This is a genomic window from Bacillus sp. 0102A (assembly GCF_036765155.1).
Lineage (GTDB): Bacteria > Bacillota > Bacilli > Bacillales > Bacillaceae > Bacillus > Bacillus subtilis_G.
In genome coordinates this window covers 589,579-604,448 of the sequence record NZ_JBAIZW010000001.1, presented here as the reverse complement: position 1 = coordinate 604,448, position 14,870 = coordinate 589,579, and the positions used below count along the sequence as shown (strand labels likewise).

The window sequence follows — 14,870 nt, the reverse complement described above, 5'->3', positions numbered from 1 at the left end:
AAATGAATGCGGTTACAATTGTGATAACGTCAATGTGCATTTTGGCTATCGCCTATCGTTTATACGGAACATTTATGATGGTGAAGGTTCTCAAAGTGAATGATGATAAGCCGACGCCTGCTCACACGCTTGAGGATGGAAAAGACTATGTGCCTACAAATAAATGGGTTTCGTTCGGCCACCATTTTGCAGCGATCGCAGCGGCCGGGCCGCTGGTCGGACCGATCCTGGCGGCGCAGTTCGGCTATTTGCCGGGGTTATTATGGCTGTTAATCGGGGCGGTAATAGGGGGAGCCGTCCATGATCTTGTTGTGCTATTTGCATCAATGCGCAAAAATGGAAAATCGTTGTCAGAAGTGGCGAAGGATGAGCTTGGCCCTGTTGCCGGATTTTGCACGGGACTGTCCATGCTGTTTATTATCACGATTACGATGGCGGGGCTGTCGATGGTTGTGCTGCACGCGCTTGAACGCAATCCGTGGGGCACATTTGCGGTAGGAATTACAATTCCGATTGCGATGGGCGTGGGCTTATTTTATAAGAAAACGGGAAATTTAAAGCTTGCGTCAACGATCGGCTTTCTTTTTTTAATGGCGGGAGTCTTTATCGGCCCATGGGTGCAGACTACCGCGCTCGGTGACTTTTTATCGCTAGATACGAAAACGCTTGCAATTGCACTTCCTATTTATGCGTTTTTTGCAGCGGCGCTTCCCGTTTGGCTGCTTCTCGCACCGCGTGATTATTTAAGCAGCTTTATGAAAATCGGTGTTTTTATCGCTTTGATTGCCGGGGTATTTGTCGTCAATCCGTCCATCCCGTTTCCTGCGTTTACAGAATTCGTAAAAGGGGGCGGGCCGGTGCTGGCAGGACCCGTCTGGCCGTTCATTTCAATTACTATCGCCTGCGGTGCGATCTCGGGATTTCACGCCTTTGTCGGTTCAGGTACGACCCCGAAAATGCTGAATAAATGGAGTGATATGAAGCCGGTTGCGTTTGGCGCAATGCTTGTCGAGTGTCTTGTCGGCATTATGGCGTTGATTGCAGCGACCGCCTTGCAGCCTGCTGATTACTTTGCGATTAACAGCACGCCTGAGGTTTTCCGTACGCTCGGCATGAATGTCGTCCATTTGCCTGAATTGAGCAGGGAAATCGGTTTGGACTTAGAAGGAAGAACAGGGGGAGCCGTTACGCTTGCGGTGGGAATGACTTATATTTTTACCGGAATGCCGTTTTTCAGCCATTTGGCCTCATACTTTTTCCAATTTGTCATTATGTTTGAAGCCGTATTTATTTTAACAGCGATTGACGCCGGCACACGTGTTGCCCGTTATCTGATTCAGGATTTCTTCGGAGAGGTGTATAAACCGCTGAAAAAAACAGACTGGATTCCGGGATCTGTATTTGCCAGCGCGCTCGCCTGCCTGATGTGGGGCTATTTGCTGTATTCAGGGGATATCGGTTCCATTTGGGCGCTGTTCGGCGTGTCCAATCAGCTGATGGCTTCAGTGGGGCTGATTATCGGAGCGACCATCGTGCTGAAAATCGCCGATAAACGCCGTTACATTCTGACCTGCCTTATCCCGCTTGCCTATTTATATGTCACTGTTAATTATGCGGGCTATTGGATGGTGCGCAATGTGTATCTCAATCCTGAAGCATCAGGCTATAGTGTATTGAATGGCGTATTATCGATCATTATGCTGCTGTTAGGTTTCATCATTATCGTGGCGGCAGTGAAAAAATGGGCGCAGATGTGGAGAGATCCGAGCTTAAGGATGGAAGCTTCTATCCCGGGATAGAAAGACTCATGAAATGTTGAGGAGGAATGGCAATGAATCTATCAATGAAATATCTTATTCTATACGTATCGGACAGCAAGCGGGCTATTCATTTTTATCGGGATATTTTAGGACTGCCGATTCGTGCTGAACACGGCACGTATGTCGAATTTGAAACAGGCTCTGCGATATTGGCGCTTAATACGCGAGAAAGCGCCAGAGAAATCACGCCGCTAAGCATTCCGGATACATCTTCTTCCCACACATTTGAAATCGGATTTGTGACTGAAAACGTTGAAGAGGTGATTAAAAGGGTAAGAGAACTAGGTGTCACGATTATTGGGGAGCCGAAAGTGAAGCCATGGGGGCAGATGGTTGCCTATATCTCCGACCCGGATGGACATTATATTGAAATTTGCAGTCCGGTGGAATAATGTTCAAAAGCCCAAAACAATTTCTGTTTTGGGCTTTCTTATGATGTTTGGTGTCCAGCTGCTTCTAGCAGCAAATCAGCCAGGTGAACGGCTTTGACTTTACCATTTAGTCCTTCACGTTCAATGCCCAGCTTCATCTGCAGCAGGCAGCCGGGATTTGCTGTCACAATGACGATCGCTTCGCTCGCTTTGACAGCAGCCATTTTACTGTCTAGTATTTTCATAGACATCTCAGCTTCCACGATGTTATAAATGCCCGCTGATCCGCAGCAGCTGTCCGCTTTCTCCATTTCCCTGAATTCGGCCCCTCTGATGCTTTGAAGAAGCTGGCGGGGTTCGAGCGACGTATGCATCACATTTCTTAGATGGCATGAATCTTGATAGGTTATGACCTGCGGCGTCTCGAGCGCTAGGTCCATTTGATGAAAATCGAGTTCAACCAACACGGATGAAAAATCTTTCAGCTTCTGAACAAACGCTGCAGCCCGCTCCGACCACTCGGGGTCATCCTTCAGCAAATGATCATATTCAGTGAGAAAGGCTCCGCATCCCCCTGCGTTTGTAATGACAGCATCGACGTCTAACGCTTCGAAAGCAGCGATATTTTGTTTCGCGAGCTCTTTCCCCGCGTTTTTTTCCCCGCTGTGCCCATGCAGCGCACCGCAGCAAGCCTGATCAGGCGGGATGACAATGTCGCAGCCCGCCAGCTGCAGCAGCTTCAGTGTGGCATTGTTGGTCGGTAAAAACATTGTATCCATTAAGCAGCCCGAAAAAAAGGCGACCCGTTTTTTCATGGGGCCAATTGACGGCAGCAAACGCGGCCGATGCTTCATTTCTTTGTTTTTAGGAATATCAGGAAGAACGGCTTCCATCGTCCGCAAATGCTCAGGCAGGACCCGAAGCATACCGGTTTTGCGAACAGCGGTTTGCAGTCCAGACCGCTGATACAAACCGATAAGGCTTACAGCTGAGCGCATGCGGTTTTGATGCGGAAACAGCTCATGAAAAGCGGCTTTTCGCATGACACGAGCGCCGAGCGAGTGTTTTTTATTTTGGTGGATAATATCTCTGGCTTCCTCAAGCAGCTGTCCGTATTTCACGCCTGACGGGCATACAGGTTCACAGGCGCGGCAGCCGAGGCAAAGTGACAGCGAACTCTCGACATCTTCATCCGGTTCAATCATACCGTCAACTACAGCTTTCATTAAGGCGATGCGCCCGCGCGGAGAGTGAGTTTCCTGAAATCCCGATTCGATATAGGTCGGGCAAGAAGGAAGACAGAAGCCGCAGCGCATACAATTCAAAAGCTCGCCTTCATCCATGCGCTCTTTGAATTCATCTTGGATCTGGTTCATTTCTTTTTCTGTTGTCATCTTTCCGTCACCACACGTCTTCTGGCGTCTTTCGCGAACACTTTGCCCGGGTTTAATATGTTCCGAGGATCAAATGCCGCTTTCATCGCTTTCATCGCGGCAATGCCTTCTTTTTTCAGCTTCATCTCCAAGTAAGGCGCTTTCATGGCCCCGACCCCGTGCTCTCCGGTTATCGTGCCGCCAAGTTCAATCGCTTTCTCAAAAATCTCGGCAAAAGCCTGTTCGACACGCTCCATCTCATCCTCATTTCTTATGTCTGTCGTGCATGTCGGGTGAAGGTTTCCATCTCCCGCGTGGCCGAAGGTGCAAATAGAAAGCCCGTATTTAGCGGCAATATCATTAATGGCTTTTACCATATTGGCGATTTCTGAGCGAGGAACGGTTGCGTCCTCTAAAATCGTCGTCGGCTTGAGGCGGGCAAGGGCAGAAAGTGCAGAACGCCGGGCTTCAGTCAGGGCAAATGCTTCCTCCTCGGTTTGGGCGGTCTGAACGGAAACGGCGTCGCCTTTTTTGCAGATCGCCTCAATCTTTTCCATATCCCGTGCAACGGTTTCAAGCGGTCCGTCTTGCTCAATTAACAGAACCGCCTTTGCATTTGTCGGAAGTCCGATTTTAGCATAATCCTCAATGACTAAAAGTGTGGGCTGGTCGAGAAATTCAAGCGTGGCGGGTATGATTTTTGCGGCAATGATATCTGATACCGTTTGAGCAGCGGCATCGATATTTTCATAAAGGGCAAGCAGCGTCTTCTTAGTTTCCGGCTTTGGAACGAGTTTGACGATTGCCTCTGTCACAATGCCAAGTGTTCCTTCTGAACCGACAAAAAGACGTGTGAGATCGTATCCGGCCACATCCTTTGCGAGCTTTCCGCCGGTGCGGATGATGTCTCCATTTGCGAGCACCGCCTCCAGTCCAATGACATAGTCGCGGGTGACGCCGTATTTTAATCCGCGGAGCCCGCCGGAATTTTCATTGATGTTTCCGCCCATTGTTGATATTTTCATAGAACTCGGATCAGGCGGATAAAACAAACCTTTGCTTTCAACCGCGCGGGTCATATCTAATGTAATGACGCCCGGCTGGACTGTGGCGGTCAAATTTTCTTCATCAATCTCAAGAATCCGGTTCATATGCTTAAAGAGAAGAACAAGTCCGCCTTCAGTCGGGCACGTGCCGCCGCATAGGTTTGTTCCTGATCCTCTTGGAACGATCGGCACTCGATGGTCGCTGCAAATCATTAAAATTCGTGATACTTCATTTGTACTCCTCGGAGCAATCACGGCATCAGGCATAGACTGAAACTGCGGCGTCGCATCATACGAATAGACGAGACGGCCGGCATTCGAGTCATCATAGTTTTCCTTGCCGACGATTTGGACCAGCTGTTCTTTTACATCTTTGGTGATCATTTCACCCATCCCCCCGTCAAAACGCTTTCAATCTATTGTAAAAGAAAAAAAGCAACGTTTTCTATGGAGAAACATACAAAAAATGAAACTGAAACACTCTCTATTTTATATCTTGATCTAAAAAATAGAGTGCAACATACATCGTGACGATATCCTCTGTGCAGTCAAAACGCAAACCCATCAGCTGTTCAGCCTTAGACAAACGATAGCGCAATGTATTAATGTGAATATGCATGTCTTCAGCGGTTTGTTTCAAAGACAAATCGTGATAAAAGAAAGTCCGTATCGTATTCATAAGCTCGTGATGCTGAAGCGCCTCCTGGAATACTCTTTGCGGAAATTCATTTCGGGTGCCCGGGCTGATCTCCGTCAGGCACATATCAAGCTTCAGATCCTCTTCGAAGATGGGCGTTTTCCGCTTAAGGCTGACAGCCAGCGCTTTTTCAGCTTGCGCGTAGGAGTCTGTCAGGCTGGAGCTTGCGACAGCCCTTCCGGCGCCAGCTGCAACACAGCTGTTTGCAGTATGAACAAATGAACAAATGTGAAGGAGCTGCCACAAAAGCCGATCCCTTTGTTCATGCTTTGGCACTTCGTGATTAATCAGAATCCGTTCATTTCCCCACCTGATGAACAAATCAGAAGAGTACGCGGATTTCCAGATATGTGCCATTTGCTCAATGTCATAAGATGACCACTCATATCCTTGAATGAGAATCATTTGGCGCCGGGAGGAAAGATCAACACCGAGAAGCTGGGCTTTCTCAAGAAAACCGGGAGACCACTCTTTTAATTGCAGCCAATCGACCGTAAAGGACTCCAGCATTCTCTCCCGCCACTGGGATTGCTCTAAATGCCGCGATTCCTTAATGAACAGCTCTGTCATTTTTCGAAGCAGCTCCCCGTAAGGCTGAATCTCAGCAGGCTCACCTGTAAGCCCAAAGACGGCGATTACATCCCGGTCGGAAAATACAGGAAGATTCAGGCCTGCCTTTACTCCTTTTAATTTTTTTTCATCTTCTATTGTAATAATGACATTCCGTTTCTCTTTTGCGCAGATGAGCGCTCCTTCATGAAATCGTCCCACACGCTCATCATTTGTGCTTGCCATAATGAGTCCGTCTGTATTCACAATAATGACTTCACGTTCATACATTTTCTTGACTTCAGCAATAATTTTTTTCGCTAATAACGGCTGTAAAAACATGGCGATCCCCCTCATCATGTTTTTATTATATAAGAAAAAAACCGGGCGCTGTCACCCGGTTTCATCTTTTATTGGGCGGGTTTTAATCCGCCTTCAAGCGTTTTTAGCATTTCGTTTTTCTCACTTTCGGATGCATGCTGCCAAATGACTTCGAATAAAACGCCGAGCCCAGGAAGCATTTTTTCTTCACCGCTTTGAATCGCATCCACAATTGTATGCTCAAGCTGATCCTGATTATTGCCGGTAACATTGGCAATGACGGCATGACGCAAATTAAGATCCATGTGAAACGCTCCTTTTCCTAAAATGTAATACGCATATTCTAACCCTGCATCTGGTTTATTATGTGCTGTTCTTGCGATATAATAACATCATGTTAAAAAAAGGAGAGCCACACAGACAGTGAAACAAATAGAATCGGCAAAAAACCAAAAAGTGAAGGATTGGAAAAAGCTTCACACGAAAAAAGAACGAACAAAAACGAATACATTCCTCATAGAGGGAGAACATCTTGTTGAAGAGGCGCTGAAGAGCGAGGGCACGGTGAAAGAAATCCTCGTAAAGGATGAAACGAAAATTCCGTCAGCTCTTGATGTGAGCATCCAGTGCTATGTGCTGAGTGAAGATGCGTTTGCAGCTGTTACTGAAACAGAAACGCCGCAGCAGATTGCCGCTGTGTGCCATATGCCTGAAGAAAAACTGGCGTTGCCTCAGCGTGTGCTGCTGATTGATGCTGTTCAAGATCCGGGAAACCTCGGAACAATGATTCGGACGGCTGATGCGGCCGGTTTAGATGCGGTTGTGCTTGGTGACGGCACGGCTGACGCATTTAACGGAAAAACGCTTCGATCCGCGCAAGGGTCTCATTTTCATATTCCTGTTATAAGAAGAAATCTGCATACATACGTGGATGAGTTGAAGGTAAAGGGCGTAAAAGTGTACGGCACGGCGCTGCAAAACGGGGCGCCTTACCGGGAAATACATCAGTCTGAATCCTTCGCGCTTCTTGTAGGAAATGAAGGGGCAGGGGTCGATGCCGCCCTGCTGGAAAAAACGGATTTGAACCTGTACGTGCCGCTTTATGGACAAGCTGAATCACTGAACGTTGCGATTGCGGCTGCCATCCTTGTGTACCACTTGCGAGGATAGTGTTGCGCCAAGCGATGGATTTATCTATAATAGAACATAATATTTTAAAAACCGTGACAGAGGACCTCAATTTCTGATCAACTGCTTTCCAGGGAGAAAATGCCGCTGACTGAGAGCATTTTTAAACGCAGCCGGAAATGGGCTTCACCTCTTGAGTTGTCGCCGGGACCGCGTACACTGCGCGTAAAGGTGAACCGGAATCTGATTCCGTTATGTCAATGAAGCTGACGACAGCATCAGTCTGTCTGAAATAAGGGTGGTACCGCGGCCACAACTCGTCCCTTGTATAAGGGGCGGGTTTTTTTGTTTTCCAAAGACATATGACGGTTTGTTTACATAAAAGGAGGATGCAAAATGGAAGAAAAGCTGAAACAGCTGGAACAAGAAGCTTTAGAACAAGTAGAAGCGGCAAGCTCATTAAAGGTTGTCAATGATATTCGGGTGCAATATCTCGGAAAAAAAGGGCCGATCACAGAAGTGCTGCGCGGAATGGGCAAACTTTCTGCTGAGGAACGTCCGAAAATGGGCGCGCTCGCGAACGAAGTAAGAGAGCGTATCGCCAATGCGATTGCTGTCAAAAACGAGAAGCTTGAAGAAGAGGAAATGAAGCAGAAGCTCGCAGGACAGACAATCGACGTCACGCTGCCGGGCAACCCTGTCGCAGTCGGCGGCCGCCATCCGCTCACTATTGTCATTGAAGAAATTGAAGATTTATTTATCGGTATGGGCTATACAGTCGAGGAAGGACCTGAAGTTGAAACAGATTATTACAACTTCGAATCGCTCAACCTGCCGAAAGAACACCCTGCGCGCGATATGCAGGACAGCTTTTACATCACAGAGGAAATGCTGATGAGAACGCAAACGTCTCCCGTTCAAACACGGACGATGGAAAAGCATGAAGGCAAAGGGCCCGTTAAAATCATTTGCCCAGGTAAAGTTTACCGCCGTGATAATGATGATGCGACGCACTCCCACCAATTTATGCAAATTGAAGGGCTTGTCGTTGACAAAAACATCAGCATGAGTGATTTAAAAGGAACGCTTGAACTCGTTGCGAAAAAAATGTTCGGGCAAGACCGTGAAATCAGACTTCGCCCAAGCTTCTTCCCATTTACTGAGCCTTCAGTAGAAGTGGACGTGACATGCTTTAAATGCGGAGGAAACGGCTGCTCAGTCTGTAAAGGAACAGGCTGGATCGAAATCCTCGGCGCCGGCATGGTTCACCCGAACGTGCTGAGAATGGCTGGCTTTGATCCGAAGGAATATCAGGGCTTCGCATTCGGAATGGGGGTTGAGCGCATCGCGATGCTGAAATACGGCATTGATGATATCCGCCACTTCTATACAAACGATGTCAGATTTATTTCGCAGTTTAAACAGGCGTAAGAGGAGGATGCTAGGATGTTTGTTTCTTATAAATGGTTAGAGGATTATGTTGATATAAAAGGCATGGACCCGGCTGTTCTTGCTGAGAAAATTACAAGAGCCGGTATTGAGGTTGAAGGAATTGAATACAAAGGAGAAGGCGTCAAAGGCGTTGTCATCGGCCATGTGCTGGAGCGCGAGCAGCATCCGAATGCTGATAAGCTGAATAAGTGCCTTGTGGATATCGGAGCGGAAGCACCTGTACAGATCATTTGCGGCGCGCCGAATGTGGATAAAGGACAAAAAGTCGCAGTTGCAACAGTCGGAGCGATGCTGCCAGGCAATTTCAAAATCAAAAAAGCAAAGCTTCGCGGTGAAGAATCTAACGGCATGATCTGTTCTTTGCAGGAGCTTGGTATTGAAAGCAAACTTGTGGCACAGGAGTATGCGGAAGGCATTTTCGTATTCCCGAATGACGCACAAACAGGAAGCGATGCCTTAGCGGCGTTACAGCTTGATGATGCGATTCTTGAGCTTGGTTTAACGCCAAACCGCGCGGATGCAATGAACATGCTTGGTGTTGCTTACGAGGTTGCGGCAATTTTAGACACAGAGGTAAAACTTCCGCAAACGGATTATCCGGCTGCTTCAGAACAAGCGTCTGCTTACATCGCTGTCAAAGTCGAAGATCAAGAAGCGAACCCGCTGTACACTGCAAAAATTATTAAAAACGTCACGATTGCTCCGTCACCGCTTTGGATGCAGACGAAGCTGATGAACGCAGGCATTCGCCCGCACAACAACGTCGTTGACATCACAAACTTTGTCTTGCTTGAATACGGACAGCCGCTTCACGCGTTTGATTATGACAAATTCGGGTCCAAAGAAGTCGTAGTAAGAAAAGCAGCTGAAAATGAAACAATCGTAACCCTCGATGATCAAGAACGTAAGCTGTCTGCTGATCACCTTGTCATTACAAACGGAACGAAAGCGCAGGCCGTTGCCGGTGTGATGGGAGGAGCGGAGTCAGAGGTTCAGGAAGATACAAAAACGATTTTGCTTGAGGCTGCGTATTTCAACGGGCAGACGGTTCGCAAGGCTTCCAAAGACCTTGGCTTGAGAAGTGAATCAAGCGTAAGATTTGAAAAAGGCATTGATCCGGCGCGCGTACCTCTTGCGGCAGAACGGGCTGCACAGCTGATCCATTTATATGCCGGCGGTGAAGTGCTCGCTGGAACGGTTGAGGAAGATCATCTGACAATCGAAGCAAATAACATTCACATATCAGCCGACAAAGTGAGCAGCGTTCTCGGCATGACAATCAGCAAAGAAGAACTGATCAGCATTTACAACCGTCTGGGCTTTACTGTCGGTGAAGCGAATGAACTTCTCGTTGTGACAGTTCCATCACGTCGCGGCGATATTAAAATCGAAGAGGATTTAATCGAAGAAGCGGCAAGACTGTACGGCTACGATAACATTCCTTCTGCGCTTCCTGAGACAGCGGGAACAACAGGCGGGTTAACGCCATATCAAGTAAAACGCCGTAAAGTCAGACGTTTCCTTGAAGGAGCGGGCTTATCACAAGCCATCACTTACTCACTGACAAATGAGAAGAAAGCGGCAGCGTTTGCGATTGAAAAATCATTGAACACTGTGCTTGCGCTTCCGATGAGTGAAGAAAGAAGCATTCTCAGACACAGCCTTGTTCCGAATCTGCTTGACTCTGTTTCTTATAACTTGGCGAGACAGACTGACTCAGTCGCGCTTTACGAAGTCGGCTCTGTTTTCCTGACAAAAGAAGAGGACACAAAACCTGTTGAAACAGAACGCGTGGCGGGAGCTGTTACCGGATTATGGCGCAAGCATCTGTGGCAAGGCGAGAAAAAACCGGTTGATTTCTTCGTCGTCAAAGGAATTGTGGAAGGGCTGTTAGACAAACTGAACGTCCTTGACTGCATTGAATTTGTTCAATCTGAACGCAAACAGCTGCACCCGGGCAGAACAGCGAACATTCTATTGAATGGTTCTCTTATCGGCTTCATCGGCCAAGTCCATCCTTCATTGGAAAAAGAACTTGATATCAAAGAGACATACGTCTTTGAGCTTGATCTACATGCGCTGCTTGCAGCGGAAACAGCGCCGCTTATCTACACAGCGATTCCAAAATATCCGTCTGTGACACGTGATATCGCGCTTGTCACAGAAAAATCCGTCACAAGCGGCCAGCTCGAGAGCGTCATTAAAGAGGCTGGCGGCAAGCTTCTGAAAGACGTATCCGTCTTTGATGTATACGAAGGCGAGCATATGGAGGAAGGGAAAAAGTCAGTCGCTTTCTCACTCCAATATGTAAATCCTGAACAAACGCTGACAGAAGAAGAAGTGACAAAGGCGCACAGCAAAGTGCTGAAAGCGTTGGAAGACACGTATCAGGCTGTTTTGAGAGGCTAATAAAAAGCTTGCAGATTTCTCTGCAAGCTTTTTTCTATGAACGTTTTTTATCAGCAAGGCGCTGCGCTTTCTGCGTATTAGCAAAATGGAATTTTGTAAAGGTTCTGAGAGCGGAGCCCCCTTTTTTAAGGATCAGCTTGGCAGCCGCTTCATCGACATGCGGGCCGGCCCCTTTTGGAAGTGTCATTCCTGCCTCGCGTGACAGTTTATCCATTTCCATTAAAAACGAATATCTCGCAATGATGGAAGCGGCTGCAACTGACAAATGAATGCCTTCAGCCTTCGTGCTGAAATAGGTCCGCTCCTTCACAATGTCTCTGCCCTTTAAATGATTGAAGTAGACACCGGGCTCAGCAAATTGGTCAATCAAAATGGCTTCAGGCTTTACCCCGTCCATTTTTCTTAACAAATGGGTGATGGCTTGATTGTGCAGCAAAGCTTTCATTTTCCCTTGGCTCATGCCTTTTTCCTGCATGCTGTTGTACTTTTCATTCTTTAACACCAGCAGGCTGTACGGAATGGTTTTGATTAGATTTCGGGCGATCTCAATGATTTGTGGATCCTTTAAGTCTTTTGAATCCTTAACACCGAGTTCCTTCATTAAAGGGAGCATTGTTTTGTCAATGTACGCGCAAACAACCGTCATCGGGCCAAAGTAATCTCCGGTTCCCACCTCGTCAGAGCCGATAACAGACATCCCGGCGATATTTGCCGGAGGGGCATAACGGGGATCGGCCGGCTTTTTGGCCGTTTTCTTCTTTTCCTGCGGCTCCGCTGTTCCCCAGCGCGCGGATTCTGCCGCTGCGTTTTTGCCTTGAAACAAGACCTTGCCGGATTGATATGCTGTAATGGTACAGCCTGGCGGTTTCGCCTGAAAAACGGCTCCCTGCGGAACAGAGGCAGTAAGCGAACCGCTGTACGTCATTTTCATTTGATTAATCGCAGACAACGATACTTTTATCACAGAATGGGACACGTAATAATCTCCTTTTTTTACACTTTTCGCTGTATCTACCAGTGTATCATAACAGCGGGAGGCTCGTCTTTCCATTCATTTAATAAACGTGTTATGATAAGTACTAGGATTCTCACGGAATGGAGGAGAAACGTTGTCTGACGGCAAAAAAACAAAAACAACCGTTGACATTTACGGCCAGCACTTCACGATGATCGGTGAAGAAAGCAAAGCCCATATGAGGTATGTCGCCGGAATTGTTGATGATAAAATGAGAGAAATCAATAAACAAAATCCATACCTTGATATAAATAAACTTGCAGTGCTGACAGCGGTAAATGTGGTGCACGATTATGTTAAATTACAAGAGAAATATGAGGAACTGGAGCGTCAGCTTAAAGAAAAGGATTGAACAACCATGCTGGATATCATCATCTTAATTTTGCTCCTGATGGGGACTTTACTGGGATTAAAACGCGGTTTTATTTTGCAGTTTATCCGCCTGACGAGCTTTATTTTATCGATCGCCTTTGCGGCTTTATTCTATAAAAATGTGGCGCCGCATTTAAAGTGGATTCCTGCACCCGACTTCTCAGCGGGACAGCCGGCACTTTCTTTTTTTACGGGAAATTTAGAAGCGGCCTACTATAATGCGATTGCGTTTATCGTTTTATTTATCATCGCTAAAATCTTACTGAGAACCCTCGGGTCATTTCTGAGTATTGTCGCCGGCATTCCGGTGATCAAACAAATTAACCAGGTGCTGGGCGCCGTTCTCGGTTTTCTAGAAGTCTATTTATTTACATTTGTGCTGCTGTATGTCGCATCCGTTCTTCCGGTAGATGCTTTACAGCAAATGATGGGGCAATCGTCTCTCGCAAATGTGATCATTAACCATACACCGTATTTGTCAGGGCTCCTGCAGGAGCTGTGGACACAGTACGGGGCATAAAAAACTTCTCTTGTCCGGAGAAGTTTTTTTCGAGTATGATGGAAACATATGTGAACGTCTGGGGGTTATTTTATGCATAAAAAAGATATTATCAGGCTGCTTGAAACCATTGCAGTCTACATGGAACTCAAAGGGGACAATCCGTTTAAAATATCTGCCTTCCGAAAAGCAGCGGCAGCCCTGGAACAGGACGACCGCAGTTTATCAGAAATGGACGATATGATGTCGCTGTCCGGCATCGGAAAAGGAACGTACAGCGTCATTAAAGAGTATATAGATGAAGGAAAGTCAAGCACGCTCGAATCGCTGCAGAAAGAAGTGCCGGAAGGGCTCGTGCCTTTATTGAAACTGCCGGGGCTCGGCGGCAAAAAAATCGCAAAGCTGTATAAGGAGCTCGGCGTACATGATGCAGAATCTCTGAAGGAAGCCTGTGAACAGCAAAAAGTACAAGGCCTTGCGGGCTTTGGCAAAAAATCAGAAGAAAAAATATTACAGGCGCTCGGGGAAGCCGGAAAACAGCCTGAACGGTTCCCGATCGGCTACGCCCTCCGGATTGCCCGGGATATTGAAGAGCATCTTGGTCAATTTACGGATATCATCAAATTTTCTCGTGCCGGAAGTCTCCGCAGAGCCCGGGAAACGATGAAGGATCTGGATTATATTATTGCTACAGATCATCCGGCTGAAATAAGGGAGCAGCTTCTTGCACTGCCAAACATCAAAAGCGTCATTGCGAGCGGAGATACGAAGGTATCTGTCATCCTTTCTTTTGAATATGAGACAAGCGTCGATTTCCGCCTTGTGACTGAAGAGCAGTTTCCGACAACACTCCATCATTTTACGGGATCAAAGGATCACAATATTAAGATGCGCCAAATCGCGAAAGAACGAGGCGAGCGGATCAGTGAATACGGCGTCGAGACAGTTGAAACCGGAGCCATTAAAACATTCCCTAGTGAACGTGAATTTTATGCGCATTTCGGCCTGCCGCTGATTCCGCCGGAGCTCCGTGAAAGCGGGCAAGAAGTGGAAACATACAGCGACAGCATTGAACTGATAGAGCCCGAGCAAATCAAAGGAGATCTCCACATGCACTCAACGTGGAGCGATGGCGCGTTTTCGATCAGAGAGATGGCTGAAGCATGCATGAAAAAAGGCTATCGATATATGGCGATCACCGATCACTCGCAATATTTAAAGGTCGCCAACGGACTGACTGCAGAAAGGCTCAAGCAGCAGGCAAAAGAAATTGACGCGCTTAATGCAGAATTCGAGAATTTCCGGATCTTGAAGGGTGTCGAGATGGATATCCTGCCTGACGGTACACTCGATTATGATGACGACGTACTGGCGGAAATGGATATTGTCATTGCATCGATTCATTCCAGCTTTAATCAGCCGGAACACGTCATTATGAAACGTCTTGAGACGGCACTGGCCAACAAGCATGTTGACATTATCGCACATCCGACCGGACGCCTGATCGGCAGACGGGCCGGTTACGAAATCGATATTGACAAGCTGATTGAGCTAGCGAAGAAAACAAATACGGCGCTTGAGCTTAACGCCAACCCTGCGCGCCTCGATCTGCGCACAGAGCATTTAATCAAAGCAAACGAACAAGGGGTTACATTGGTGATTAATACCGATGCCCATAATAGTGAGATGTTAGACGATATGAAAACCGGCGTTACTGCCGCGCGCAAAGGATGGACGGAAACGAAAAACGTTCTGAATGCCCGGTCGCTTGAAGACGTAGAGGCATTCCTGAAGCGCAACGATTAAGTAAGGAGGCTC

The 14,870-nt window shown here is 47.3% G+C and carries 13 protein-coding genes and 2 pseudogenes; 9 read left to right on the top strand and 6 right to left on the bottom strand.

The features are described 5' to 3' along the window. Window positions 1-2: 2 nt before the first annotated feature. The 3 genes and pseudogenes from cstA (at window position 3) to V6D41_RS03385 (ending at window position 2,212) form a co-directional block, all read left to right on the top strand. On the top strand, window positions 3-1,799 hold the full coding sequence (cstA, locus tag V6D41_RS03395; RefSeq protein WP_333517278.1) for a carbon starvation protein CstA: 1,797 nt from the start codon (window positions 3-5) through the stop codon (window positions 1,797-1,799). Next, window positions 1,742-1,929, top strand: a pseudogene (locus tag V6D41_RS03390) (hypothetical protein). Before cstA ends, V6D41_RS03390 begins: the two are co-directional and overlap by 58 nt. After that, on the top strand, window positions 1,844-2,212 hold the full coding sequence (locus tag V6D41_RS03385) for a VOC family protein (protein WP_333517426.1): 369 nt from the start codon (window positions 1,844-1,846) through the stop codon (window positions 2,210-2,212). Before V6D41_RS03390 ends, V6D41_RS03385 begins: the two are co-directional and overlap by 86 nt. A 38-nt stretch (window positions 2,213-2,250) precedes the next feature. Here V6D41_RS03385 and V6D41_RS03380 read toward each other — a convergent pair whose 3' ends face one another. The 4 genes from V6D41_RS03380 to sspI form a co-directional block, all read right to left on the bottom strand. Next, entirely contained in the window at window positions 2,251-3,585 is a 1,335-nt protein-coding gene (locus tag V6D41_RS03380; protein WP_333517277.1) for a (Fe-S)-binding protein, read from the bottom strand. Continuing rightward, entirely contained in the window at window positions 3,582-4,994 is a 1,413-nt protein-coding gene (gene glcD / locus V6D41_RS03375; protein WP_333517276.1) for a glycolate oxidase subunit GlcD, read from the bottom strand. The genes V6D41_RS03380 and glcD overlap by 4 nt, the downstream gene beginning before the upstream one ends. Window positions 4,995-5,094: 100 nt before the next feature. After that, entirely contained in the window at window positions 5,095-6,198 is a 1,104-nt protein-coding gene (locus V6D41_RS03370) for a CdaR family transcriptional regulator (RefSeq protein WP_333517275.1), read from the bottom strand. Window positions 6,199-6,266: 68 nt separating this feature from the next. Then, complete coding sequence (gene sspI / locus V6D41_RS03365) at window positions 6,267-6,482, bottom strand: small acid-soluble spore protein SspI (protein ID WP_148962284.1); 216 nt, start codon at window positions 6,480-6,482, stop codon at window positions 6,267-6,269. Between the two features lie 118 nt (window positions 6,483-6,600). Between sspI and V6D41_RS03360 the strand changes: the two genes are divergently transcribed. After that, window positions 6,601-7,347 (top strand): TrmH family RNA methyltransferase, encoded by a 747-nt coding sequence (locus V6D41_RS03360; RefSeq protein ID WP_148962283.1) that lies wholly within the window; start codon window positions 6,601-6,603, stop codon window positions 7,345-7,347. Window positions 7,348-7,413: 66 nt separating this feature from the next. Here the strand turns inward: V6D41_RS03360 and V6D41_RS03355 are convergent. After that, window positions 7,414-7,621 (bottom strand): annotated as a pseudogene (locus tag V6D41_RS03355) (hypothetical protein). 80 nt (window positions 7,622-7,701) lie between these two features. Here V6D41_RS03355 and pheS point away from each other — a divergent pair. Then, window positions 7,702-8,736: a phenylalanine--tRNA ligase subunit alpha gene (gene pheS / locus V6D41_RS03350; RefSeq protein WP_148962282.1), complete on the top strand. Its 1,035-nt coding sequence runs from the start codon at window positions 7,702-7,704 to the stop codon at window positions 8,734-8,736. Between the two features lie 15 nt (window positions 8,737-8,751). After that, complete coding sequence (gene pheT, locus V6D41_RS03345; RefSeq protein ID WP_333517274.1) at window positions 8,752-11,166, top strand: phenylalanine--tRNA ligase subunit beta; 2,415 nt, start codon at window positions 8,752-8,754, stop codon at window positions 11,164-11,166. Between the two features lie 34 nt (window positions 11,167-11,200). Here pheT and rnhC read toward each other — a convergent pair whose 3' ends face one another. Continuing rightward, on the bottom strand, window positions 11,201-12,142 hold the full coding sequence (rnhC, locus tag V6D41_RS03340; RefSeq protein WP_333517273.1) for a ribonuclease HIII: 942 nt from the start codon (window positions 12,140-12,142) through the stop codon (window positions 11,201-11,203). 133 nt (window positions 12,143-12,275) lie between these two features. Between rnhC and zapA the strand changes: the two genes are divergently transcribed. From zapA to polX, 3 genes are all read left to right on the top strand, one after another. Further along, a complete protein-coding gene (zapA, locus tag V6D41_RS03335; RefSeq protein WP_087992374.1) occupies window positions 12,276-12,533 on the top strand; it encodes a cell division protein ZapA in 258 nt (85 codons plus the stop codon). A 6-nt stretch (window positions 12,534-12,539) separates the two neighbouring features. Further along, window positions 12,540-13,073, top strand: a complete 534-nt coding sequence (locus V6D41_RS03330; protein WP_087992373.1) for a CvpA family protein — start codon at window positions 12,540-12,542, stop codon at window positions 13,071-13,073. Window positions 13,074-13,145: 72 nt separating this feature from the next. Beyond that, window positions 13,146-14,858 carry a DNA polymerase/3'-5' exonuclease PolX gene (gene polX / locus V6D41_RS03325; protein ID WP_333517272.1) on the top strand — a complete coding sequence of 571 codons (1,713 nt, stop codon included), beginning with the start codon at window positions 13,146-13,148 and terminating at the stop codon, window positions 14,856-14,858. The last annotated feature ends 12 nt before the right edge of the window (window positions 14,859-14,870 follow it).